Source organism: Tardiphaga sp. OK246 (assembly GCF_900188215.1).
GTDB lineage: Bacteria > Pseudomonadota > Alphaproteobacteria > Rhizobiales > Xanthobacteraceae > Tardiphaga > Tardiphaga robiniae.
Window position 1 is genome coordinate 814,907 of record NZ_FZOX01000002.1, and the last position, 24,083, is coordinate 838,989.

Annotated in this window: 29 protein-coding genes; 13 read left to right on the top strand and 16 right to left on the bottom strand. The window is 61.6% G+C overall.

Annotation, left to right across the window (positions count from 1 at the left end; genetic code table 11):
- Window positions 1-483: 483 nt before the first annotated feature.
- Both CHC01_RS11220 and CHC01_RS11225 read left to right on the top strand, forming a co-directional pair.
- A complete protein-coding gene (locus CHC01_RS11220; RefSeq protein ID WP_089264347.1) occupies window positions 484-738 on the top strand; it encodes a hypothetical protein in 255 nt (84 codons plus the stop codon).
- Window positions 739-905: 167 nt separating this feature from the next.
- Entirely contained in the window at window positions 906-1,709 is an 804-nt protein-coding gene (locus CHC01_RS11225; RefSeq protein ID WP_089264348.1) for an outer membrane protein, read from the top strand.
- Window positions 1,710-1,779: 70 nt separating this feature from the next.
- Here the strand turns inward: CHC01_RS11225 and CHC01_RS32485 are convergent, their stop codons facing one another.
- Complete coding sequence (locus tag CHC01_RS32485; protein WP_068731744.1) at window positions 1,780-2,004, bottom strand: hypothetical protein; 225 nt, start codon at window positions 2,002-2,004, stop codon at window positions 1,780-1,782.
- A gap of 201 nt (window positions 2,005-2,205) precedes the next feature.
- Here CHC01_RS32485 and CHC01_RS11235 point away from each other — a divergent pair, with 201 nt between their 5' ends.
- Window positions 2,206-2,394, top strand: a complete 189-nt coding sequence (locus CHC01_RS11235; protein ID WP_089264349.1) for a hypothetical protein — start codon at window positions 2,206-2,208, stop codon at window positions 2,392-2,394.
- Between the two features lie 8 nt (window positions 2,395-2,402).
- On the opposite strand, the gene CHC01_RS11240 is transcribed toward CHC01_RS11235, so the two are convergent.
- A complete protein-coding gene (locus tag CHC01_RS11240) occupies window positions 2,403-2,633 on the bottom strand; it encodes a hypothetical protein (protein ID WP_089264350.1) in 231 nt (76 codons plus the stop codon).
- Between the two features lie 288 nt (window positions 2,634-2,921).
- On the opposite strand from CHC01_RS11240, the gene CHC01_RS11245 reads away from it, so the two are divergent.
- Window positions 2,922-3,797 (top strand): LysR family transcriptional regulator, encoded by an 876-nt coding sequence (locus tag CHC01_RS11245; protein WP_089264351.1) that lies wholly within the window; start codon window positions 2,922-2,924, stop codon window positions 3,795-3,797.
- 41 nt (window positions 3,798-3,838) lie between these two features.
- Here CHC01_RS11245 and CHC01_RS11250 read toward each other — a convergent pair whose 3' ends face one another.
- From CHC01_RS11250 to CHC01_RS11265, 4 genes are all read right to left on the bottom strand, one after another.
- A complete protein-coding gene (locus CHC01_RS11250; RefSeq protein ID WP_244558305.1) occupies window positions 3,839-4,222 on the bottom strand; it encodes a DUF930 domain-containing protein in 384 nt (127 codons plus the stop codon).
- Window positions 4,223-4,350: 128 nt separating this feature from the next.
- A complete protein-coding gene (locus CHC01_RS11255) occupies window positions 4,351-4,608 on the bottom strand; it encodes a hypothetical protein (RefSeq protein WP_089264353.1) in 258 nt (85 codons plus the stop codon).
- Between the two features lie 83 nt (window positions 4,609-4,691).
- A complete protein-coding gene (locus CHC01_RS11260) occupies window positions 4,692-4,913 on the bottom strand; it encodes a hypothetical protein (protein WP_089264703.1) in 222 nt (73 codons plus the stop codon).
- Between the two features lie 65 nt (window positions 4,914-4,978).
- Window positions 4,979-5,668, bottom strand: coding sequence for a Spy/CpxP family protein refolding chaperone (locus CHC01_RS11265; RefSeq protein ID WP_439063856.1), 690 nt, complete (start codon window positions 5,666-5,668; stop codon window positions 4,979-4,981).
- Window positions 5,669-5,862: 194 nt separating this feature from the next.
- Between CHC01_RS11265 and CHC01_RS11270 the strand changes: the two genes are divergently transcribed.
- The 5 genes from CHC01_RS11270 (at window position 5,863) to CHC01_RS11290 (ending at window position 10,802) form a co-directional block, all read left to right on the top strand.
- Complete coding sequence (locus CHC01_RS11270; protein WP_089264355.1) at window positions 5,863-6,852, top strand: hydroxyacid dehydrogenase; 990 nt, start codon at window positions 5,863-5,865, stop codon at window positions 6,850-6,852.
- A 70-nt stretch (window positions 6,853-6,922) separates the two neighbouring features.
- Window positions 6,923-8,347 (top strand): amidase, encoded by a 1,425-nt coding sequence (locus tag CHC01_RS11275; RefSeq protein ID WP_089264356.1) that lies wholly within the window; start codon window positions 6,923-6,925, stop codon window positions 8,345-8,347.
- 90 nt (window positions 8,348-8,437) lie between these two features.
- The gene (locus CHC01_RS11280; RefSeq protein ID WP_089264357.1) at window positions 8,438-8,923 is read left to right on the top strand and encodes a hypothetical protein; all 486 of its coding nucleotides are present in this window, start codon (window positions 8,438-8,440) and stop codon (window positions 8,921-8,923) included.
- Window positions 8,924-9,139: 216 nt separating this feature from the next.
- Window positions 9,140-9,898 (top strand): DUF2147 domain-containing protein, encoded by a 759-nt coding sequence (locus CHC01_RS11285; RefSeq protein ID WP_089264358.1) that lies wholly within the window; start codon window positions 9,140-9,142, stop codon window positions 9,896-9,898.
- 109 nt (window positions 9,899-10,007) lie between these two features.
- On the top strand, window positions 10,008-10,802 hold the full coding sequence (locus CHC01_RS11290) for a transporter substrate-binding domain-containing protein (protein ID WP_089264359.1): 795 nt from the start codon (window positions 10,008-10,010) through the stop codon (window positions 10,800-10,802).
- A 53-nt stretch (window positions 10,803-10,855) separates the two neighbouring features.
- On the opposite strand, the gene CHC01_RS11295 is transcribed toward CHC01_RS11290, so the two are convergent.
- Entirely contained in the window at window positions 10,856-11,869 is a 1,014-nt protein-coding gene (locus tag CHC01_RS11295; RefSeq protein WP_089264360.1) for a 1-aminocyclopropane-1-carboxylate deaminase, read from the bottom strand.
- Window positions 11,870-12,025: 156 nt separating this feature from the next.
- Here CHC01_RS11295 and CHC01_RS11300 point away from each other — a divergent pair, with 156 nt between their 5' ends.
- Complete coding sequence (locus CHC01_RS11300) at window positions 12,026-12,490, top strand: Lrp/AsnC family transcriptional regulator (protein WP_089264361.1); 465 nt, start codon at window positions 12,026-12,028, stop codon at window positions 12,488-12,490.
- Window positions 12,491-12,529: 39 nt separating this feature from the next.
- On the opposite strand, the gene CHC01_RS11305 is transcribed toward CHC01_RS11300, so the two are convergent.
- Both CHC01_RS11305 and CHC01_RS11310 read right to left on the bottom strand, forming a co-directional pair.
- Complete coding sequence (locus tag CHC01_RS11305; RefSeq protein ID WP_089264362.1) at window positions 12,530-12,934, bottom strand: (R)-mandelonitrile lyase; 405 nt, start codon at window positions 12,932-12,934, stop codon at window positions 12,530-12,532.
- A gap of 138 nt (window positions 12,935-13,072) precedes the next feature.
- Window positions 13,073-13,771, bottom strand: a complete 699-nt coding sequence (locus tag CHC01_RS11310) for a ribonuclease activity regulator RraA (RefSeq protein ID WP_089264363.1) — start codon at window positions 13,769-13,771, stop codon at window positions 13,073-13,075.
- A gap of 252 nt (window positions 13,772-14,023) precedes the next feature.
- Between CHC01_RS11310 and pxpB the strand changes: the two genes are divergently transcribed.
- The 3 genes from pxpB to CHC01_RS11325 are packed head-to-tail and all read left to right on the top strand — an operon-like array spanning window position 14,024 to window position 16,600.
- Window positions 14,024-14,755 carry a 5-oxoprolinase subunit PxpB gene (gene pxpB, locus CHC01_RS11315; RefSeq protein ID WP_089264364.1) on the top strand — a complete coding sequence of 244 codons (732 nt, stop codon included), beginning with the start codon at window positions 14,024-14,026 and terminating at the stop codon, window positions 14,753-14,755.
- Window positions 14,752-15,798, top strand: coding sequence for a 5-oxoprolinase subunit C family protein (locus tag CHC01_RS11320; RefSeq protein ID WP_089264365.1), 1,047 nt, complete (start codon window positions 14,752-14,754; stop codon window positions 15,796-15,798). Before pxpB ends, CHC01_RS11320 begins: the two co-directional genes overlap by 4 nt.
- Window positions 15,799-15,829: 31 nt before the next feature.
- Entirely contained in the window at window positions 15,830-16,600 is a 771-nt protein-coding gene (locus CHC01_RS11325; protein WP_089264366.1) for a LamB/YcsF family protein, read from the top strand.
- 163 nt (window positions 16,601-16,763) lie between these two features.
- Here CHC01_RS11325 and CHC01_RS11330 read toward each other — a convergent pair whose 3' ends face one another.
- From CHC01_RS11330 to CHC01_RS11360, 7 genes are all read right to left on the bottom strand, one after another.
- Window positions 16,764-17,804, bottom strand: a complete 1,041-nt coding sequence (locus tag CHC01_RS11330) for an aliphatic amidase (protein ID WP_089264367.1) — start codon at window positions 17,802-17,804, stop codon at window positions 16,764-16,766.
- Between the two features lie 242 nt (window positions 17,805-18,046).
- Window positions 18,047-18,991 (bottom strand): ABC transporter substrate-binding protein, encoded by a 945-nt coding sequence (locus tag CHC01_RS11335; protein WP_089264368.1) that lies wholly within the window; start codon window positions 18,989-18,991, stop codon window positions 18,047-18,049.
- Window positions 18,988-20,082 (bottom strand): LLM class flavin-dependent oxidoreductase, encoded by a 1,095-nt coding sequence (locus tag CHC01_RS11340; RefSeq protein WP_089264369.1) that lies wholly within the window; start codon window positions 20,080-20,082, stop codon window positions 18,988-18,990. The genes CHC01_RS11335 and CHC01_RS11340 overlap by 4 nt, the downstream gene beginning before the upstream one ends.
- Window positions 20,083-20,107: 25 nt before the next feature.
- Window positions 20,108-21,250: an acyl-CoA dehydrogenase family protein gene (locus CHC01_RS11345; protein ID WP_089264370.1), complete on the bottom strand. Its 1,143-nt coding sequence runs from the start codon at window positions 21,248-21,250 to the stop codon at window positions 20,108-20,110.
- Between the two features lie 168 nt (window positions 21,251-21,418).
- Entirely contained in the window at window positions 21,419-22,225 is an 807-nt protein-coding gene (locus CHC01_RS11350; RefSeq protein WP_089264371.1) for an ABC transporter ATP-binding protein, read from the bottom strand.
- Window positions 22,218-23,084, bottom strand: coding sequence for an ABC transporter permease (locus CHC01_RS11355; protein WP_089264372.1), 867 nt, complete (start codon window positions 23,082-23,084; stop codon window positions 22,218-22,220). The genes CHC01_RS11350 and CHC01_RS11355 overlap by 8 nt, the downstream gene beginning before the upstream one ends.
- 25 nt (window positions 23,085-23,109) lie before the next feature.
- On the bottom strand, window positions 23,110-24,066 hold the full coding sequence (locus tag CHC01_RS11360; RefSeq protein WP_089264373.1) for an ABC transporter substrate-binding protein: 957 nt from the start codon (window positions 24,064-24,066) through the stop codon (window positions 23,110-23,112).
- Window positions 24,067-24,083: the final 17 nt, after the last annotated feature.

Sequence of the window (24,083 nt, forward strand, 5' to 3'; positions counted from 1 at the left end):
TTGTCATCGCCGTTGCGCCGCGATCGCTCCGCGCAACTGCGTAAAATGTTGCAACGACGCATCACTACAGCTCCGAATGAAAAGCCGACCGCGAATCTCTTTGACTGTGCGGCCCCCCGTGCCGTCTGTAGTTCGCGGGGGAATAAGGACCACCACGATGATTGAGACCGTCACTGCACTCTTCGGATTTCTCAGCGCCGGCATTCTGGCCGCTCACGCCTATGACGGTTACCGCGCCCGCTTCTAAGCGCGCGACGATTTCGCGACACGGCCGCTCAGCCACCTCGCAACTCGGCTAGTTGGTGCGCCTGCAGCCACTGCGCTGCTCTGATCGAGACATTCGGCTTCGATGAAAGCTGTCTCCGACGAAACAAGACTGAAACACGATTCTCCAGAACCGCTTTGAACGCGCCCGACGAGGGCAGCGACTGATGGGCAGGGACACAGCAAAGCGCTCGCGCGCCCACCCAATGGAGAAGATCTATGTTTCGCAAAGTTACCCTCGGACTGATCGCTGCAGCCTCGCTCGGTGTAGCCGCCCTCGCCCCCAGCGCTGCATCGGCCCATAGCTGGCATGTCGGTGGCTGGCACGGTGGATGGGGTGGCTACGGTCACCACGCCTTCTACGGCGGCCCGACCTTCTATGTCGGCGGCCTGACCGATGGCTGCCTGCAGCGCCGCGTGGTGGAAACCCGCCGTGGGCCGCGCGTCCGGACGGTCAACGTCTGCGCCTACTGATCACACCAAGTTACGCAAAGCCCGGCCGCCCAACGGCCGGGCTTTTTGCTGCCGTACTCAGGTATTGTTCTGCTTCTGTTGCCCACCGGTGACAGCCAAGGTCAGCGTTTCCAGCTAAAGCTTGTGTCGAATTCGCTCAATATCTTCAGAGCGATGGAAGGTCCTGGATGCGAACCCTTTGGCTGGCCGCGATCATCGCAGCGTCGGGCGCGGTGAATGCCGCTGCCGCCGACCTGCAGTCGCGCGTCTGGACCAAGACGCCCGCGACGACCGAAGCAGGCTATAGCTGGGGCGGCTGGTATGTCGGCGGCAACGCCGGCGGTTCCTGGGGCCAGAGCAACGTCTCCAACGCTTTCGTCAATGGCACCGCGCCGATCGCAAACCAGCAGGCAATTGCGGCTGCCTCGCCGCGGCTCAATCCCGATGGCTTCGCCGGCGGCGGTCAGGTCGGCTACAATCATCAGGTGGACCGCTGGTTGTTTGGCGTCGAGGCCGACGCAAACTATTTCGGCCTGAAGCAGTCGCGCGGTTTCACCGCGCCCTTCCCGGCCGGCGGTTCGTTCAGCACCACAAATTCCGTCACGAGTGATTGGCTGGTCACGCTGCGCCCGCGCGTTGGCTACACGGTCGATCGTACGCTTTTCTACGCAACCGGCGGCCTCGCGCTCACCGAGTTGAATTTCGCCTCCTCGCTAACCGACACGACTGGCCAGAACGAAACCGCGTCGCTGTCAAAGACCGTAGCGGGATGGACGGTCGGCGCCGGTATCGAACACGCGTTCACCAAAAACTGGTCGGCGAAGGTCGAATATCTCCATACCGATTTCGGCAAGCAATCGGTCTCGGCTCCGACCTTCACCGGACCAGGCGCTGCCACCGGTATCATTGCCCACGATATCGACCTGAAGACCAATACGGTACGCGGCGGACTGAACTATCATTTCGGCGGCCCGTCGGTCGCGCGCTACTGATCGCTGCAAAGATCTCTAAACAAAAGGCCCTCGCTAGCGAGGGCCTTTTGTTTGGAGATGCGTGCGCCGGTCAGCCGGTCATCGCCAAAACGCGACTTTCGACCGGATACGGCTCCACGGTGATCGTCCAGCGCAGTGGCCAGCAGGTCAGATCCGGACGAACGGCGTGAACATAGCCGTTGACGAAAACGCTGTCGGCATCGTCGCTGAATCGCTCGTCGATCAACTCGCCATGAAGATGCGCCATCCGGCAGCGGCGCATCTGCGCGTATTTCGTCGTTTCGTATTTGGCCAAATCGGGCCTCCCCAACGTCGCAATGTCCCCATCGGGAACTTTGGGCGACTCGCGGTTAACAAAGCCTCAAGCGAATCCGCGACGGTATCGGGCTGGAGTGCGCGTATCAAAAATGCGCAAAGCCCCCGACTTTCGTCGATTCGATTCACGGCTGCTTCAAGAATGCAGAACAGTGTGGCGCCAATATTATTGGAGCGTCCCATGTTCATGATCGCGAGCATTCTGACGGTCGCTGCCGGTGTGTTTTACGCAGCGAGTATCAACAACAGCGGATGGGCGATGCAGGTGTGCCGCTACGGCGACATATTCTGCATGAACCCGTCATGGCTTGTCATCGCCGCCGTCCTGTCCATCATCTGGGCATTCTTTTTGCGCGTCGATCGACTGTAACCGTTCGATCAGCAGACGACCTGGTCCGCAACGAGTTCAGCGGGCTTGAGGTGTTGCCGGCGCGGCGCCAAACGCAGCGATTTCGACGCGGCACAATGTGGACAGCCAAAGGTGCGAATTTCACCACCCTCGTCGTCCGTCTCGATCTTGATCAGATAAACTTGGGTCCTGCAGCCCGAACATTTCAGATGTTCGGTGCGAATGTTATCGTTCAGATGAACTCTGCGGGTGCCGGACATCTGCAGTCTCCGAAAACCGATGACAGCCTGCCCAGATTATCGCGTTTTCACGCAATGCCGAGCGCCGAAACAGACAACCTGTAATTGCTCAAAAGAATCTCTGCGCCCTTAAGGAATCGCCGCCGTATTGAGCTACCGTGTTCCGGCAGGATTATCCAGATTGCGGGTTCCACGCGATACGTCTTTTCACGCAGTTTAGAGTATATCTAAATTCTTCGATTGCGGTTCATCGTCACACAACTATAGATATTGATGGATCGATCTGCTCGACGACCCTGGAATGTCGCAATGCACAAGCGATATCAGCCGCTCAATATCCCCATCGAGATCGTTCGCACGGTGGTGGCGATCGCGGAAACCGGCAGCCTGACCAAGGCTGCCGAACGGCTGGGCCTGAGCCAACCCGCTGTCAGTTCCCAAATCAAGCGCATTCAGACCATGGTGGGAGGCAACCTCTTCACCAAAACGGTCAACGGCACGACGGCTACCCAGCTCGGAAAGCTGGTGCTGCATCAGGCGAGACGGATTCTGGAAGCCAACGACCAGATGTTGCGTATTGGCGGCGTGGCGCATCTTCCGCAACCTATCCGGTTTGGATTGAGCACCCTGTTCGTGCAGGATTTCTTCAGCCATCAGACCTCCCAAAGCCTGGCCGATCTGGTCATTCACACTGACAACTCGGTGGGCATCACCAAAGGCCTGATCGACGGCTATATCGATATCGCGTACATTCTCGAAAATCCGGAAATGAGCAGCGAGATATCGCACCTGATCGTCAACGAGGCCGATGAGGAGTTCGTTTGGGTGCGCGCAAAGGACTTCGTCCTCAGTTCGGGCGCGCCGATCCCCATTCTGACATGGCCGGGCGATGATCTGATGATCCGGACCCTGACGCGCCACGGTCTGTCCTACAAGATCGTATTCAACAGTCCCGACTATCACGCCAAGTTGGCGGCTGTGGAAAGCGGCATCGGCATCACCGCGATCCCGAAGCGGATGATTCCGCCTACACTTGTCTGGGCGCAGGAATATTACCTGCCGCACCTGCCGCCCGTCAAAGCGTTGCTGTGCGCGCGTTCGAACCTGGAAACAATGCAGAGCACGGAATTGCTCAACGCGATCTCGTCACGCTTTTTCAAATCGCCGGCCATGGTGAACCTGTAGCTCAACCATGATCGTGAGCCCGGCCGCAATCCCATCCGCAGTCAGCGTGGCACGAGATAGTGTTCGTCCCATTCGCTGCGCGGCACCTCGGTGCCGAGCTGATAGGCGAAGGATTTGACGTCGAGCCCGTCAGGCGTGGTCTCGCAGACATAGGACAGCCTGTACCACTTGCCCCCGCTGCGGATGGCGCCGCCCGGCGCTTTGATCTGGTTGCCTCGAATGACCGGATCGGCAAACGCGTAGGCAACGAACTCGTCCGGCTTGTATCCCTTGTGCTCGCGGCCCACGGAGCCCATCGCACGCGCATCGCAACGCTGCTCCAGACGGGTTTCCGGCGACAGTTTGAGCATCTGATCGGTCCGGGACGACGCTGCATGTAGGGGAGATTGGGCAGCGATGCCGATAAAGGCAATAACTGCGAACACTAGTTTTCTCATTGCCTTAGGCCAGTTACCTTATTTGACTTGCGAGGTTTTTGTGGCGCGAACCTATCATGTTCGCACGTGCAAAAAACCCCGCTCGTGTTACCGGCGGGGTTTCAAATTCGGGATCGTCAGCCGATCCGTTTGAATGTCAGCAACTGATGAAATTCCGAGGGCGAGAACCGGCGGCCGCCGAGACCGGAGATACTGACCCGCCAACCCGCATCGTTGAGCGTCCGGGCCTGCGCGACGGCGACGTCCGGAATGATCCGGTGCGTCACCATGCTCTGATCATTGCGCGTCGCGTGGATGGTGAAGATATCGCCCCGCCGCGAAGCCGCAGGGATATCGGCTGCTTCAAGATCACTGTCAGAGAACACGGTCGCCAACGCCAGCCTCCATCATCAGTCAAAGCCCGATGTGATTGTGCAGCGCACGTGGTTAACCAATTATTACAACAGCGCACGCGCCGTCAGGATTTGAAGACGCCCGTGATCTTGTTCCAGAGCGATGAGCCGTCGTCGTTATCGTGTTTCGACCGGTCAGGCTGCGTCACACTCACAGGATCCGAAGCCGGGAAACTGTCCTTCAGGCCGGTCTTGAGTTCCTCAGACGTTTTGCGATCAGCACGCGCTGCCTCCTTCACGCCAACAGCGTATTTGTCGTGGGGTGCGGGATCGAATTTCTCAGCCATGATCGTCTCCTTCATCTGAAGAAGGAAAAACGTCCCCGTGGCCAAGAGGTTCCTCTCTGCGGCGATTAGTCGAGACCGCGCTCGCGGCTGAGGCCGACCATCTCCTGAATGAACAGAGCCTTCTGCTTGTCATCCAGCGTGGCGAATAGCGGCTCCGCGGCATCGGCAACGGCGCGCTGATCGACGGCCCGGTCGTTGAGGAACTGAGCCTCGTTGCGCATCTGCTCGATGATGTCATCCGGCGGATCGCGCTTGGCGCGGGCAATACGCAGTTTCAGACGCTCCGCGCCGTTATTGCCGAGCGTATGCATGGCGTTGCTAAAACCGGCCCAGTTCTTTTCCTGCTCCGGCGTCAGGTTGAGCGACGTCTTGATACGGCTAGTGTTGGCGTCGCTACTCGCGACGATCTGCTCGGCGGTCAGTTCCGGCTCCGCCGCGGGTTGAGAGCCCTTCTTGCCCTTCTTGGCGGCCTTGGTTTGTTTGGCGCTCGACTGCCCGCCCACGGGACCGCGAACATTGTTCGAGGGCACGCCCAGGACGCCGCCAACAACGCCCACGACGCCGCCGATCGCACCACCCAAAACACCGCCGATCGGCCCAGCCGCACGATTGCCGTCTCTTGCACCCTGCTGCACGCCCTGCACCAGCCCCTGCGCATGGACCGCTGCGGAATTTCCGAGCAGCAGAACGGCGGCGACGCACAGCACATGGCGCAGCGGTCGATGCGTGCGCTTGGGCAAATTCATTCTGGTCATCATCGTCTCCTCACCGCAATTTCGCGGCGCAGCAAATCACTTGTGATCATCAGCAACCATAGTGGCTTCAACACGGCCAAGTCCACACGCCACGTCTCCGCCAATGGTAGACCTCATCGAGCCAAGCCTGTTAGATAACGCCCGCGTGGCCACTGGCGGGTGCGCAACAACGTAGAATGCTTCAAGGGGTGGAAATGGCGACCAACAAGAAGAAACTTCTGATCACCGAGTCGATGTCGACCCAGGGAATGGACCTGTTCAATGCACGCGATGACATCGAAGTGGTCAAGTTCAGCAATCTGATTTCCGCTGCCGACTACATCAAGCTGATTGAGCAACACGCACCGGTGCACGGCACCGCGCTCGGCGCCACGCGGTTCGGCGAGTCCGAACTCGAAGCCTGCAAGGACATGAAGGTGGTGGCGCGCATCGGCGTCGGCTACGACGCGGTCGATGTACCGGCGCTGTCCAAGCGCAAGGTGCCGCTGATGATCGCTGGCACCGCCAACTCGCCCTCGGTTGCGGAACAGGCGCTGTTCATGATGCTGACGCTCGCCAAGCGCGCAGTCGAACTGCACGCCATGGTCAAGGAAGGCAAATGGGCGTCGCGTTTCGGAGCGCTGCCATTCGACCTGTTCGGCAAGACCGTGCTGGTGGTCGGCTTCGGCCGCATCGGCACCCGCACCGCCAAGCGCTGCCAGGCGATGGAAATGAATGTGCTGGTCTATGACCCCTATGTCTCGGCCGATACAATCAAGGCTGCCGGCTGCGAGCCTGTCAGCGATCTCGACGCGGCCCTGCCGCGCGCCGATTTTGTCAGCCTGCATTGCCCGAAGACTCCGGAGACGACCGGCCTGTTCAACGCTGCGCGGATCGCCCGCATGAAGCCGTCGGCCTATCTCATCAATACCGCGCGTGGCGGCATCATCGTCGAGGCCGCGCTGCATGACGCGCTGGTCTCGGGCAAGCTCGCCGGTGCCGGCCTCGATGTGTTCGAGGCCGAACCGCCGCCGCTCGGTCATGCGCTGTTCGAACTGCCGAACGTGATCATCGCGCCGCATGTCGCCGGCGTGACGCGTGAAGCACTCGACCGCATGGGCGCGCAAACCGCGCGCAACATGCTCAGCGTGCTCGACGGCGAGCCGATCAAGCAAAATGCCGTCAACGCGGACGTGTTCGGCTGAACCGTCGATTGCTGGCGCGGATGATTGATCCGCGCTAGCACTGCCGCAGTCCTCACCAGAGTACCCCGCGATGGCATTCAAGGAATACGGCGATCACGACGCGCTCGGCCTTGCCGGGCTGGTGCGCAGCAAGCAGGTCAGCCCGCGCGAACTGCTCGATGAGGCGGTGGCGCGCACCGAGCGCGTCAATTCCCGGATCAACGCTGTCGTGGTGCGCCATGAGGACTATGCGCAGCGCCAGATCGACGAGGGGTTGCCCGACGGGCCGTTCACCGGCGTGCCATTCCTGCTGAAAGATCTCGAACTCCTCGACGGCACGCGCACGACCTTCGGGGCCAGTCTCTACAAGGACTTCGTCGCCGATCACACCGGCACCCTCGCCCAGCGCTTTCTCAAGGCCGGCCTGACGATATTCGGCAAGAGTGCGAGCCCCGAATTCGGGCTGATGCCGACGACGGAATGCCGGCTGCATGGACCGACGCGCAATCCGTGGAATACCAATCATGCATCGGGCGGCTCGTCCGGGGGCGCGGCAGCTGCCGTGGCTGCACGGATCCTGCCAGTCGCCCATGCCAGCGATGGCGGCGGTTCGATCCGTATTCCAGCCTCGGCCTGCGGCGTGTTCGGTCTGAAGCCGACCCGCGCTCGCAATCCGACAGGTCCTGACAAGGCCGAAGGCTGGGGCGGCTTTTCCTGCGGCCACGTCGTCAGCATCAGCGTACGCGACAGCGCCGCGATGCTCGATGCTGTTCACGGGCCCGAACTTACCAGCCCCTATATGGCGCCCGCACCGGAACGTCCCTTCCTCCATGAAGTCAGCCGTGGTCCCGGCAGGCTGCGCATCTTCTTCACCGACAAGTCGCCCTATGGCGATGCAATCGATCCCGAAGTCGCCGCTGCCGTCCGCGATGTCGCCAGGTTACTCGAAGCACAGGGGCATCATGTCGAAGAACGCGCGCCGGTGTTGCCGCTCGACCCTGCGCAAGTGATTGCGGCGATCGTGTCGGCCAATACGGCGGTTACCGTGCAGTTCGCGGAGAAGAAGTTCGGCCGCCCGATGACCTCGGATGATTTCGAGAAACTCACACTCGGCAGCGCACACAATGCCCGCAAGGCAAGCGCAGTCGACTACGTGACAGCACTGCAGAACGCATTCCAGATCTCCCGCAGCGTCACCGAATTCTTTACCGGCTGCGATATCTTCCTGTCGCCGACGCTCTGCACACCGCCGATCAGGATCGGCGAGATCGACACGATGTCGGACGATCTCGGCCATGTGGCGCCTTTGCTGCGCCGCTACATGCCAGGCACCAGTATGGCCAATATGACCGGCCAGCCGTCCATGTCGGTGCCCCTGGCCTGGAGCAGCAAAGGCCTGCCGATCGGTATGATGTTCACGGCGCATTTCGGCGACGAGGCCATGCTGTTCCGTCTGGCCGGGCAACTCGAGCAGATCCAGCCCTGGAAAGACAGGCGCCCGCCGATCTCTGCCTAAAAACAGCCACAGCGATTACCAAAATGAAACCACAGCCGATTACATATCGGCCTATGTGGACGTTGCGTAATTGCGGGGAGGCGCATTTCAATGACCCAGAACGATCCGACCGATCACGCCCTCGCGGCCATTGCGAGCATTCTCGACCGCAAGGAAGCGGAATCGCAAGTGGCCGAACACAGCGACACCGAGCCCGCTTCGATTACCGTCGTCACTGAAACCGTGGTCACCGAGACTGTATCCGTCATGGTCGCCGCCGAGCCCGAAGCGCCGCTCGTCGAACACGAGTCACCCTCCACGGCTCCCGAGGCCCTCGAGGTCGATGGCTACTCCCGTCTCGGTCCGGGTCCGCTCGATGCCATCCGCTTTCGCTGGACCGCACGCCGCGACGACGATGGCCAGTATTTCGTCGATGAAACCATCGGCAGTTCACGTCCGATTTCGTCAGGCCCGATGCCGCGTGACGAAATCATCGATTTCATCGATGGGCGCGAGCGCGCCGCCCGCGATCGTTTCGAGACGCTGAAGAGCCAGATGACCGTGGGCAGCAGCGCCTCGCGCTACAGCGACTACTGACGAAAGCCAGGCTTCGGGCGACGCCGCCGCCAAGCGGCGGCGTTTGGCTTGTCAGGCAGCCTCAAGCAGAAGATGTCCGGCGCAGGATTGAACCACTTCTTCAGTCGGCGCCACACACCAAAGCAATTGCAATTCCCCCTAAGTGACGCGGATCAAGCGTTCGGGCGCATCCGCGGCTCGGTTCAGGGTCAGGATTTCAACCGCTTTGGAGGACACATGAAGCCGCTCTTCGCCCTCGCCGCCATCCTGCTGACCAGCACCGCCGCTCAGGCTGGCGACAGCTACTCGTTCGACATCGGTGGCCGCACCATTACCATCGAAGCGCCAAGCGACTGCAATTCGACGGACTGCATCTCGGTTTCCATTCCCGGCGTCTACGAATATGGCACCAAGCGCAGCAAGCGCGAGCGTGACCGCGAGACGCGCGAGCAGGCCCCCAACACTCCGCGATCCGAACAGACGGCCAAGCCTGTGGAGACGCAGAAGCCCGTTGTCGCCCCAAAGGAGGCGGCAGCTCCGGCGACACCTGTCACGCCATCCGTCGCGGTGGTCCCGCAGCCTGCCCCGGCTCCCGCGCCTGCCGAGAAATCTGCGCCCCCTACGGTCATCGCCAACGCACCGCCCACAGATCCAGTCAACAAGCAGGATGCGCCCGCACCGGTTACGTCTGCCGCCGCGGCAACGCCGCTCGGCATCTGGATGACCGAGAAGAAGGAAGGCAAGGTTCGCATCGAACAATGCGGCGCCAATCTGTGCGGCTATTCGATGAATGCCAAGACCGAGGCCAATGGGGAGAAGGTGCTGATCAACATGAAGCCCGGCAACAACAAATGGGCGGGAAAGATCTTCGATCCGAACAGCGGCAGCACCTACGAATCGACCATCGCTCTGAAGGGCAGTGACACGCTGCGTGTTCAGGGCTGTGCCTTCGGTGGCATGTTCTGCGGCGGACAGACCTGGACGCGGGTGAACTGATCCCAGCAGACGCGCTCGTCGATTGAAAGGTCCGACATCCCCTGTAAGCTGATCGTAACGCGGTGCGCCCCTGAACGGTGCGCTCCGCGATACAAACGGGGGAGACGTCATGATCCGGATCATCGCCGCCTGGCTGGCGGCCTGTCTGCTGCTTGCCGCGCCCTTGCAGGCACAGACGCCGACCCCTGCGCCCTCACCGTCCCGCCTCGACGATATCATTGCCCGGGGGACGCTGCGTATTGGATTGACCGGCGACTACATGCCGTTCAGCGCGTTCGATCCTGTCACGACATCGTTCAAGGGCTTCGACGTCGAGATGGCGGAGGCGCTCGGAAAAGCACTCGGCGTCAAGGTCGACTATGTGAAGACCAGCTGGCCAAAACTGTCAGCGGACTTTGCGGCAGACCAGTTCGATGTGGTGATGGGCGGCGTGTCGATCACCCTGGACCGGCAGAAGAAGGGCATGTTCTCGATACCCATCATGCGCGAGGGCAAGACGCCGATCGCGCGCTGCGCCGATGCAGGGAAATTCGGCACGCTCGCGGAGATAGATCGGCCAGGTATCAAGGTGATCGTGAATCCGGGCGGCACCAATGAGCGCTTTGCACGGACGCATATCAAATCAGCCGAGATCACCGTCTTCAACGACAATACCCGCATCTTCGACGAGATCGCACAGGGCCGTGCCGACCTGATGATGACCGATGCGTCTGAGACCCGCTATCAGCAGAAGCTGCATCGCGGCGTGCTCTGCGCTGTGCACCCGGACACGCCGTTCGATTTTGCCGAGAAGGCCTATTGGCTCCAGCGCGATGTGGCGCTGAAGGCCTTCGTCGATCAGTGGCTGCACATCATGCAGGAAGACGGCAGTTTCCGTGCGACCGTCAACCGCTGGTTCGAGTGACCGAAGGCAATCGGCGCGCCGGACACTAAGCCGGCACACGCGATGTGACGGCACTATCCATTACGGAACGCGTAACCGTATCCATTCAGCGCCGGCGCGCCGCCGAGATGTGCATAGAGCACCTTGGATCCTTCAGGGAAGTAACCCTTCTGCACGAGGTCGATCATCCCCTGCATCGATTTCCCTTCATAGACTTGGTCGGTGATCATGCCCTCCAGACGCGCGCAGAGACGGATGGCGTCCTTGGTCTCTTCCGATGGTACGCCATAGACGGGATAGGCGTAGTCCTCGATCAGCACCACATCATCCTCGACGAGGTCTTTGCCTAATTTGACCAGCTTGGCGGTGTTCTGCGCGATCTCAAGTACCTGCGCCTTGGTCTGAGCCGGTGTGAAAGAGGCGTCGATACCAATGACCCTGCGCTGACGATCGTCCTTGGCGAAACCTACCAGCATGCCTGCATGGGTCGAACCTGTAACCGTGCAAACGACGATGTAGTCGAACGCGAAGCCGAGTTCCTTCTCCTGCGCCCGGACTTCTTCGGCGAAGCCGACATAGCCGAGCCCACCGAATTTGTGCACGGAGGCACCGGCCGGAATGGCGTAGGGTTTGCCGCCCTTGGCCTTCACATCTTCGATCGCCTCTTCCCAGCTATGGCGGATGCCGATGTCAAAGCCTTCGTCGACGAGCTGCACATCCGCCCCCATGATCCGGCTGAGCATGATATTGCCGACACGGTCGTAGACGGCGTCCTCATGCGGCACCCAGCTCTCCTGCACCAGCCGGCACTTCATGCCGATCTTGGCTGCAACGGCCGCGACCATGCGCGTGTGATTGGACTGTACGCCGCCGATCGATACCAGCGTATCGGCGTTCGACGCGATGGCATCGGGGATGATGTATTCGAGCTTGCGCAGCTTGTTGCCGCCATAGGCCAGACCGGAATTGCAGTCCTCGCGCTTGGCGTAGAGTTCGACCTTACCGCCGAGATGGGCCGAGAGCTTCTCCAGCTTCTCGATATAGGTGGGTCCAAAGGTGAGCGGGTAGCGTTCGAAGCCTTCGAGCATGTGACACCTGTTGTCGTGAAAACTGGCGGTACAGCTAGCATTTTCGGTGCGGAAGGTGCTTTCAAAGATATGGCTGTGCTCTGCTATATATCGTACCATATCCATCTAAACTGGAAGTAAGACGCATTAAATTCTAAAACTTCGGAAGATTCTTTCATGGCAGAAAATCTGGATAAAATTGGACTTCGCATGCTGCATTTGCTGCAGAAAGACGGGCGTCTGAGCAATGCTGATCTGGCGGCCAAGGTGAATGTCAGTCCCGCCACCTGTCATCGCCGCACGCAGCAGCTGTTTGACGAAGGCTATATCAGGAACACACGTGCCATCATTGCGCCCGAGAAGGTCAACCGCGGCGCGCTGGTCATGGTCGGTGTCGTGCTCGATCGCTCGACGCCGGAAAGCTTTGCAGTGTTTGAAAAGGCGGTGGCCAAACTGAAATTTGTTCTCGATTGCCACCTGGTCGCCGGCGACTTCGACTATTTCCTGAAAATCCGCGTCGGCGACATGGCCGATTTCAATCGTATCCACGGCACGCAGCTCATCGCACTGCCCGGCGTCCGTCAGACCCGGACCTTTTTCGTCATGAAAGAGGTGGTGGACAATGCGCCGCTAGACTTTTGAACCCGGCGTCGTCCTCGTACCCGGCAATGCCTAGCCGTGCTAGCCGACCGGCTTCGCATATTGTTCGTCGCTGACCTTTTCCATCCAATCCGCGGTCTTGCCGTCGAGCGCTTCCTGCATGGCGATATGGGTCATGCCAGTGGTCGGCGCCGCGCCGTGCCAGTGTTTCTCGCCCGGTGGAATCCAGACGGTGTCGCCCGGCTTGATCTCGACGACCGGCTCGCCTTCGGTCTGAAAGCGCCCAACGCCCGCGATGACATAGAGCGTCTGCCCGAACGGATGGGTGTGCCAGGCGGTGCGTGCGCCGGGCTCAAAGCTGACGCGGAATGTCACCAGCCGCGCCGGCGCTTCGGCGACAATGACCGGGTCCTGCCAGACCGTGCCCGTGAAGTATTCCTCTGGCGCCCTTTTGGTCGGGCGCGAACCTGCGGGGAAAAGCTTCATGGCACGGTCTCCAATCTCTGGCCCTCATGGTGAGGAGGCGCGCAGCGCCGTCTCGAACCATGAGGGATGAACACTCCCTCGCCCTTCGAGACGCGGCCAAGCGGCCGCTCCTCAGGATGAGGGTATTGAGTTGGTTGATTACTTCTTCGACGCGGCGTAGCGCGCCTTGGTCTCGGCATTCATCGGATACAGGCCGGGCAGCGTGGCGCCGTTATTCACCTCGTTGACGATCCAGGCTTCCATGCGCTCCTGCTCTGCGCCTTCGGCGAGAATGAGATCGAGGAAGGCCTTCGGGATCACGACAGCGCCGTCCTGGTCGGCAACGATGACGTCGTCCGGGAAGATGGCAACGCCGCCGCAACCGATCGGTTCACCCCAGCCGACAAAGGTCAGACCGGCAACCGACGGCGGAGCGGCATAGCCGTCGCACCAGACCGGTAGATTGGTGCCGAGCACGCCTTCGATGTCACGCACCACGCCGTCGGTGATCAGCGCAGCAACGCCGCGCTTCTGCATGCGGGCGCAGAGAATGTCGCCGAAGATGCCGGCATCGGTGATGCCCATGGCATCGACCACAGCGATACAGCCTTCCGGCATGGCTTCAATGGCGGTGCGGGTCGAGATCGGCGACGACCATGACTCGGGCGTGGCGAGATCCTCGCGTGCCGGCACAAAACGCAGCGTAAAGGCCGGACCGACGAGACGGGGCTGACCGGGGCGCAGCGGCTTGGCGCCGCGCAGCCAGACATTGCGCAGGCCCTTCTTCAGGAGAACGGTGGTGATGGTCGCGGTGGTGACCTTCGACAGGGTGGCAATGGCTTCGGGTGTCAGGGACATACGCAGGGCTCTTCAGGTCAGAGGGTGCAGGACGTTGGACTTACGGCGGCGCATCTTGCGGTGGAATGCCAGCGCGTCAAGGGCTGCTGCTTCAAAGCGCCATGCAATGTGATGAAACCTCTGCGATCAGTACGGCTTATCGCCAACATGCGTATTAATTTATTGAAGATGCACGGCTATTTTCAGATTGCGAATTCCACTCGCTGGTAAAACGCGCTATGCATGGTCGTCCAATACTGACGTTGTGAGGCCATGGTCGCAGCTCTCTCCCCGCCCCGCATCCTCCCCAGTGGCGATGCTGCCATCACCGTCGAATTCAGCCGCACCATCGACGAGGAAGCCAACCGCCGGGTGCTGGCGCTCGACAAACTCGTCGCGTCGGCCGGCCTTGCTGCCGTCACCGAAACCGTGCCGACCTATCGCTCCCTGCTGGTGCATTACGATCCGCTGCAGATCGGCTTCGACGCTTTGGGTGAGAAACTGACCGAACTGGCGCTGCAGCCGCTGCCCGAGGCCAAGGCGGCACGGCGTTGGCGCATCCCCGTCGCCTATGGCGGCGAAAACGGCATCGATCTCGAAGACGTCGCAAAGGCGCTCAACATCACGCCGGACGAAGTGGTCGCACGCCATGTGGGCGGCGACTACAAAGTGGCGATGATCGGCTTCACGCCGGGCTGGTCCTATCTCAGCGGGCTGCCGAGCTCGATGCAGATGTCGCGCCGGCAGAATCCCCGGCTGCTGACGCCGCCCGGCACGATCTCCATCGGCGGCATCCAGACCGGCGTGCAATGCCTCGCCGGCCCGAGCGGCTGGCATCTCTTAGGGCGGACCGCCGTGCGCACTTATCAGCTTGGCCGCGATCCGACATTTCTTCTGGAGCCTGGCGATGCCATCACCTTCGCCGCCGTCGACGAGAAGACCTTTGCCGAGCAGGACCGCGCAGCCGAAGCCGGTGCATTCGTCGCGGAGCTGATCGCGTCATGAGCAAGCTCATCGTCACATCAGTCAGTCCCGGCACGTCGGTGCAGGATGTCGGTCGCTTCGGCGCGCAGCGCTATGGTCTGGTGCCATCGGGCGCCGTCGATCGACTGGCAATGGCCGCCGCCAATGCCCTGCTCGGCAACACGCTGTTCGCCGCCACCATTGAACTCGGCCCGCTCAATTCGATCTTCACGGCCAAGGGCGGCGCCGTGCGTGTGTCGCTGACCGGCGCAACACGGCCGGCGGATATCGCGGGCACGCCCTTCAACGTCAATACATCCGTCACGCTGGCCGATGGCGAGAGCCTCAATCTCGGCGTCGCCCGCGCCGGCACCTTCGGCTATCTCGCGATCGAAGGCGGCGTGCGCGGCGAGCCGATGTTCGGCAGCCTGGCCGTGAACGCCCGCGCCGGTCTCGGCAGTCCCTATCCGCGCCCGCTGCAGGCCGGTGACGAATTGCTGGTGGCGGCTGCGAGCAGCGCCAACGAGAAGCGCATCGATTTGCCTGCGCCGGCCGAAGGTCCGATCCGCGTGGTGCTTGGACCACAAGACGATGAATTCGGTGACGCCAAAGAATTGTTCCTCAGCAGCGAGTGGAAGATCTCGGCGACCAGCGACCGTATGGGCTATCGCCTCGAAGGTCCCGTCATTAAACATCTGCACGGGCACAACATCGTTTCCGACGGCACCGTGAACGGCTCGATCCAGGTACCCGGCAACGGCCAGCCCATCGTGCTGATGCCCGACCGGGGCACGTCGGGCGGCTATCCGAAGATCGCCACGGTGATCTCGACGGATCTCGGCCGGTTCGGCCAGACCCAGCCGGGCCGCGCTTTCCGCTTTAAAGCCATCACCATGGCCGAGGCGCAGGCGGAATATCGCGCCTTCGCCGAGCTGCTGCAGAGCCTGCCCGGTCGTGTCCATGATTCCAACATCCTGATGTTGGACATCAAGGCGCTGCTGTCGTCCAATGTCGCTGGTGTCGCCGTCAGTGCAACCGATGACAATACGTGGCAGGCACCGCAGACGGCAGACGCGCAAGACTGATTTCGAATCCTACTCACGAAAGAGCACGACTATGGCGACCATCGATCTGAACTGCGACCTCGGCGAAAGCTTCGGCATGTGGGAGATGGGCAACGACGCCGCGATGATCGACCTCGCGTCCTCCGTGAACATCGCCTGCGGCTATCACGCGGGCGACGCCGATGTGATGCGCAAGACGGTGCAGCTCGCCAAGGCGCGCAACGTCAAGATCGGCGCGCATCCCGGCTATCGCGACCTGCACGGTTTCGGCCGCCGGCCTATCGTCGGTCTCACCGCACTCGAGATCGAGAACCTGATCGCGTACCAGATCGGCGCCTTGCAGGCGATCGCCGCCATGGAAGGCTACAAGGTCACCCATGTGAAAGCTCACGGCGCGATCTCCAACGTCGCTTGCGAGGACGACATGACCGCCCGCGCCATCGCCGCCGGCATCAAGGCCGTCAACCGCAATCTGACCTTCGTGGTGCTGGCGAATTCCAAACTTGTAACTGCCGGCGAAGCCGCCGGACTCCCTCTGGCACATGAAGTATTCGCCGACCGCGCCTATGAGGACAACGGCAATCTCGTCTCGCGGAAGAAGCCCGGCGCGGTACTGCATGATCCGGTGATGGTTGCTAATCGTGTGGTGAAGATGGCACAGACCGGCGAAGTCATCTCGATCACTGGCAAGGTGATCAAGATGAAGATGGACACCGTGTGCATTCACGGCGACACGCCGGGAGCCGTCGAACTTGGACGCCATGTGCGAGATGGGCTGAAGGCGGCGGGGATCGATGTGGCGCCGTTCAAGACGGCGCTTTAGAACTCCATCGTCATTCCGGGGCGCGTGCGACTTCGCACGCGAACCCGGAATCTCGAGATGAGACCGTCTCTCGGCCGCACGCTACGTCGAGCCGATGAACATATCGGGATTCCGGGTTCGCCCGCGCAAGGTGCGCGGCCGCCCCGGAATGACGAGATTGGGGCTACCAATCGTTCAACATCCCCTCATGTGGCAGTCCCTCGATCGGGCATTCCTCCACACCAACCGTCGGCCGCGTGAAGGCTTCGACATTCTCCCGCGCCTTGTCGGGATTGTTGACCCAGTTTGCATAGAAATCGAACGGACACGCCGCGACACCCTTGTTGCTTTCGCCGGAATTGATCGTGCCGGTATAGCCGCGATGCAGCAGCTTGAAGAGATGGTTCTCCGACTGCCCGGTGCGTCGCGCGTCGCGGATCAATGATTTCGACAGTGCCGCATATTGAATGCCATAGTCTTCTTCGCCGCATTCGCCGAGCGTGCGGCCATCGAAACCGATGATCGCCGAATGGCCGAAATACGAATAGACGCCGTCGAAGCCTGAGGCATTGGCAACGGCAACATAAGTATTGTTGGCCCAGGCCATCGCCTTGGCCATCAGCACCTGCTGATCCTTCGCTGGATACATGTAGCCTTGGCAGCGCACGATCAGTTCGGCGCCCTTCATGGCGCAGTCGCGCCAGATTTCGGGATAGTTGCCGTCATCGCAGATGATCAGCGAAATCTTCAGGCCCTTCGGCCCCTCGGAGACATAAGTGCAATTGCCGGGATACCAGCCTTCGATGGGCACCCATGGCATGATCTTGCGATATTTCTGAACGATCTCGCCCTGATCGTTCATCAGGATCAGCGTGTTGTACGGCGCCTTGTGCGGATGCTGCTCATGGCGTTCGCCGGTCAGCGAGAACACGCCCCAGACCTTGGCCTTGCGGCAGGCCTCCGCGAAAATCTCGGTTTCCTCGCCGGGTACGATCGAGGCGGTCTCGTACATTTCCTTGGAGTCGTACATGATGCCCTGGGTCGAATATTCCGGGAACACCACCAGATCCATGCCGGGCAGACCGATCTTCATGCCGACGATCATGTCGGCGATCTTCTGCGCATTGGCCAGCACCTCGGCCTTCGTGTGAAGCCGCGGCATCTTGTAATTCACGACGGCGACGCCGACCGCGTCCTTGCTGGATGAAATATCGCCGTGATGCATCTGCGCTGGTCTCCGTTGCCGGGCGATGGTGGGCCGACGGAGGGAGACCGGGAATACGTGGATTTACGGATGTGCGGGTTGTGGCTCTGGCGACAGCGAGACGTCCTCGATGCAAACACCGTCATGGCCGGGCTTGTCCCGGCCATCCACGCCTTTACTGCTTGCGGCACAGACGTGGATGCCCGGGACAAGCCCGGGCATGACAGAGTTTAAGTAGCAATTTCCGGGTCTGGATCGAGAGTCTACAGCCCCGCACCCTTCCCGATGGCATCGTTGAACGATCGATCCACGATCGCATTGGCATCGAGCTTCTGCTTGATCAGTCCGCTGCGCAGATAGAGATCGATCGTCTTCTGCTCATCCGCGGCGACGCCATCGTCGATCGGTGCGATGCGGATTTGTGCGCGGGTCAGCCAGTTCAGCGGCACCGACGGCGCCACGTTCATCAGCTTGCCCCAAGTCTGCGCATAGGCGTCCGCGTTCTTCAGCGCCCAGGCGCGGGCTGCGGTGAGGCGGCGGAGATAGTCCTCGAGCTCGGCATGCTTGTCGCGGATCGCATTCGGCGTCGCCACGACAAAGCTCAGCCCCGATGTCAGGCCTTCGGCATTGAGCAGGACGCGCGACTGGAACAGCACCTCTTCCTGGCTCACATAAGGCTCCCAGGTCGACCACGCATCGACCGAGCCGCGGGTATAAGCGACCTTGGCATCCGACGGAGCGAGGAACACGATCTGCACATCGCTCGCCGTCCAGCCCTTTTGTTCCAGCGCGGCGAGAATGAGCTGATGCCCGATCGAGCCGCGGCCGGTGGCGATCTTCTTGCCCTTCAGATCGTCGAAGCTCTTGATCGTCGAGTCCTTCGGTACCAGCACGGCGAGACCGTCGCCGGTCTGCCGGATCGCGCCGATTGCCTTGACCGGCACATTGGCCGCCGCGGCAAACGTAAAGGGCGCATCGCCGACCAGCCCGCTATCGAGCGCGCCGGCACCGAGCGCTTCCAGCAGCGGCGCTGCCGCGGCGAATTCCTTCCACTCGATCTTGTAGGGCACATCCTTGAGCACGCCGGATGCTTCCATCACGGCGCGCGCATTGCCTTTCTGGTCGCCGACGATCAGCGTCGTCTCGGCATGCGCCGAAGATGCGAAGGCCGCGAGGATCAGGCCGGCGGCGAGGATGAGCCGTTTCATGCTGCGACAACTCCCTTGGCGGCATCACGCGCCGCAATCAGTTCGCGGGTGCGCGGGATCAGTTCGCGGCCATAATCGATGGCGTCGATCAGGGGATCGAAGCCGCGGATCAGGAAATGGCTGACGCCGAGATCGTAGTAATCGGCGAACACTTCGGCGACCTGCTCAGGCGTGCCGACCAGCGCGGTGGTGTTGCTGTTCGCGCCGGTGAGCGCCGCCATCTCGGTCCACAGCCGCTTGTCGATGCGGGTGCCCTGTTCGGCCAGCGCCAGCAGGCGCTTTGCGCCGGCAGTGGCATGGCCATCGGCCGGCTTGCGATAGCCGGTCTTGTCCTGCAGCGCGGTGGCGCGGGCGAGAATGTCGTCGGCCTTGGCCCAGGCCTTCTCCTCGGTGTCGGCGATGATCGGGCGCACCGACAGGCTGAAGCGCGGCGCCGGACGGCCGTATTTCGCAGCAGCAGCACGTACGCGGCCAGTGACGTCGCGGACTTGCGCATAGGATTCCCCCCACAGCGCGAACGTATCGGCATGCTTGCCCGACACGTCAATTGCCGCGTCCGACGCGCCGCCGACGAAGACGTGGATCGGCACGGTCGGCTTCACCTGCGAGAAGCCGCCCTCGACCTGATAGTATTTGCCGTTGTAATCGAATGGTTTCTCGCTCGTCCATTCCTGCTTGATGATATCGAGCCATTCGCTGGTGCGGGCGTAACGCTCGTCCTTGTCGTCGAGCGTATTGCCGTCCTGCCGCAGCTCCTTGGCATTGCCGCCGGTGATGACATGCAGCGAGACGCGGCCGTTGTGGAAATTCTCGATGGTGGCGAGCTGGCGCGCCAGCACCGTCGGCGCGGTGAAACCCGGACGCTGCGCGATCATCATCTTCAGCTTCTCGGTGACGCCGAGCGCATGCTGAGCAACCTGCAGGCCGTCCGGTATGGTCGAATGGAAGGCGAGCAGCGCGCGATCGAAGCCGGCGAGCTCATGCGCCTTCGCGACGGTTTCGATATAGCTGGGATCGAGCACCGGGCCGGAGCGCACGCGGGTCTCGGATGCGTCATTGTTGGTGATGAAGCCGATGAATTCGACGGACATGGTTGTCTCCACTTCCTGCTGTTGTTCAGATGCCGAGCGCGATGCGTCCGGCGGAAATCCTGGTGCTGTCGTCCTGCGGCGTGTGCACGCGGCCACACAGCACGTCGCGATAATGCCGCTCCAGCGGATTGGCGCGGGTCAGTCCGTGATTGCTGGTCAGCGACAGCGCGTCCTCGACAGCGGCCACGGCATTATTGGTCACCGTGAGTTTGAGGATGTTCGCCTCGATCGGCGTCAGTGCGACGCCGTCATCGATGTCCCGTGCGAAAGTGTCGAGCAGGCGCGCATTGACTGCGAGCTTTGCCTCGATGCCGCCCACGATCTCCTGCGCCCGCGGCAGAGTCGCCAGCGGCGCGCCGAGGCTTGAGGGCGTGCGGGTCTTGAGAAAGTCGATCAGCCAGTCGCGAGCAGCGCGTGCAACGCCGTCATAGACGGCGCCCACCAGCACAGCCTGGATGGTCGCCTGCGACACATCCGGCGCACCCCAATCACCGGGACGGCGCAGATCCACTTCATGGTCGAGCGGAAGGAGCACGTCGTCGAACACGACGTCATGGCTGCCGCTGGCGCGCAGACCGAGGTGATCCCATGTCTCGACGATCTCCGTGCCTGGCAGCCCAGCCGGCACAAGGAAGATGCCAACGCGCACATCCGGCTCGTCTGTCTTCGCCCATACAGTGTACCATTTGAGGATCGGCGCACCGGTCGAATAGATCTTGCGGCCGGTAATGCGCCAGCCTTCGGCCGTGCGCTTCGCTGTGGTTTGAGGCAGACCGCCCCGCGATGGCGATCCCTGATCGGGCTCGACGCGCAACGCGTTGATCAGCGCAGAGCCATTCACGGCGTCGCGCGACACGCGCTGCGCCAGATGCGCAGGCCAGTTGCCGTTCCGCGTGATGACCAGATGGTGGATATAGTGCATCGCCAATACAAGCGCGGTCGCGGCATCGGCCTTGCCAACCGCGTTTACGACGCGCGCAGCCTCGCGCACCCCGGCGCCCACGCCGCCCAGCGCCTTTGGCACCGGCAGCGCCAGAAGGCCCGCCTCGGACAGTTCCTGAAAATTCTCGAATGGAAAACTTGCCGCACGATCATGCGATGGCGCACGTTCCGCAAAGCCCGGAACGAGCAAATTAACTCTGTCGATAATGCTGGGAACCGCGTCCATATCGTATTGCTTTCGGCTTCTCTAACCCTAGAGAATGCCGTTCGGCAGGCGTTACAAGCGGTACCCGGAAATAACGACAGCGGGACTGATGGGCCTCAGGCCCACAGGTGAAAATTCTCCCCGGCGACCTTAGGCGAGAATTTTATTCGCGCGATTTTGAAGCCCGATTCAGGAATCTGCCGCCTTGCCCCGACTGCCGGCGATATGGCTCGTGAGCTTCTGCGTCACCTCGCGCCGCAACGCGTTGAATTCGGGCGATGCGACATCGCGCGGACGCGGCAGATCGACCTCGATTTCGCAATCGATCCGGCCCGGCCCCGCCGACATCACGATGACGCGATCCGCCAGCATCACGGCTTCCTCGACCGAATGGGTCACGAAAATCACCGTGAGGCCGGTGGTACGCCAGATCTCGACGAGTTCCTCCTGCAGCTTGCTGCGCGTCAGCGCATCCAGCGCGCCGAACGGCTCGTCCATCAGCAGCACGTCGGTGTCGTTGCTGAGCACGCGCGCGATGGCGACGCGTTGCTTCATGCCGCCGGAAAGCTGGTGCGGATAGCGATCGGCAAAGGCCGTCAGCCCGACCATGGCCATGAACTTGTCGGTGAGCTCGCCCACGACCTTGCTCGCGACACGGCGATGTTTGGGGCCGAAGCCGATATTGTCGCGAACCGTGAGCCATGGAAACAGCGCGTAATCCTGGAACACCATGCCGCGATCTGGCCCCGGCTTGTCGACCGGAAAGCCGTACATGGTGACCGAGCCCTCAGTCGCCTTCTCGAAGCCGGCGACGATACGCAGCAATGTGGATTTGCCGCAACCGGACGCGCCGAGCAGGCAAACGAACTCGCCTTTGCGGATGGTCAGATTGACAGCGCGCAACGCCTCGACCGGACCGTTGGAGGCTTGATAGATTTTCCTGACGTCGCTGACCTCGAGGATATCAGGCGCAATTGTCGTCGGTCGATCAAGCATGATGCTGCGGGCTCCACCGGAGGAAGTAGTTGCTGAGCATCAGCAGGATGCGATCCGACACGAATCCAGTGATGCCGATGATGATCATGCCGGTGATCACGAGATCGGTGCGCGACAGTGTGCGGCCATCCATGATGACAGCGCCGAGCCCTTCGGGCACGCCGGTCATTTCGCCCACCACGATCAGTATCCAAGCGAAACCGGCACCGAGACGAAGGCCGTTGAAGATGCTCGGTAGCGCTGCCGGTAAAACGACGGAGCGGAACTGCTGCGCGCCGCTGCAGCCGAGCATTTCCGCAGCCTCGAACAGCCTGACATCGACGGATCGCACCCCGAAAACCGTATTGAGCAGGATCGGAAAGAACGCGCCGAGAAACACCAGGAAGATAGCCGCGCGCGGACCTAGTCCGAAGAAGATCATCGACAGCGGCAGCCATGCCGTGACCGGGATCGGCCGCAGCAGCGACAGCGTGGGATCGAGCAGCTTGCGCAGCAGCGGCATGCGCCCGATCATCAGCCCGAGCGGAATGCCGACCGCCGCCGCACAGAGAAAGCCGCCATAGACACGCTGCACGCTTTTCCAGAAATGGATCGGCAGGCTGGCGCTGTAGGCGTCGTCATAGATTCCGCCGAAAGCGAAATCCCACATCATGATCGCGACGCCATATGGTGACGGCACCAGCCGCGTGCCGGTCCAGCGCACCATGACGTCCCAAATCACCATCAAGCAGACCGGCACGATCAGCGCGAGCGCAACTGTGCGCGCCCGCTGCACGCCCTGCCCGCGCTTCCCGGCCGCAGGCACCGGCGGGATTTCCGCTGCCGGCGCAAGCTGTACGCTGTTGGACGTATCGTCCATCGTGCTTTGCAGGCTCACAACGCGCTCACGTGGCCGCCAGCGCCTTCACGAAGCTCGCATCGATGAAGGTCTTGTAGTCAGGCAACTGCCGGATCTGCTTCTTGGACAGCATCTGGCCGCCGTAATATTCCGCCTGCTTCATGAACTGGTCGTCGATATTCCAGGTCAGCTCCACATTGGGTGCGGCCTTCTCGATCGACGGCTTCTGCTGGCCGAGCTTCTGCATGGCGATGGCGATGAAGGCCTCGCGGTCCTTCATAGCATATTCGCTGGCCAGGCGGTGGGTCTTGAGCAGCGCCTTGACGAGGTCGGGGTCTTTCTCGATCAGTTCGCGGCGCGTGGCCAGTACCATGTTCAGCGAACCGGTCGGCGTGGTGTAGGGATATTCAACGATCTGACCGACGCCATTGGCGAGGCTGATGCCCGGACCGGGCTCGGCGCCCACATAGGCGTCGATGTCGCCTCGGGCGAGCGCCGGCGCCATGTCGCTGAACGACAGACGGACGGACTCGACGTCCTTCACCGTCATGCCTTCGGCGGAGAGACGATCGAGGATCACGACTTCCTGGGTCGAGCCCGGCAGGATCGCGACTTTCTTGCCCTTCAGGTCCTTGATCGTATTGATCCCGGAATCCTTCTTGGCGACAACCGCCATGCCGCGATTGCAGGCAGACGCGATGACGACGACCGGCTCGCCATTTGCGCCGCCGAGCGTCGCCGCAGCAAAACCGAAGATGCCGAAATCGACAGTGCCGGTCACGACGGCGTTCTTGCCGTCGGTCGGGGTTTCAAACGGGATCACCTCGAACTTGACGCCATCAGGCGCGAATTTCTCGTAGAAATACGGCGTGACGCCGTGAATGAGCTTCAGCGTTCCGATCTTGACCACGCGGTCAGCGGCGAAGGCCTTGATGCTGGTCGTGGACAGCGCCGCGGCAATGGCCGTCAGGCGGATGAAATCACGTCGGTTGGTGCTGTACATGTCGTTCCCTTGGGCTG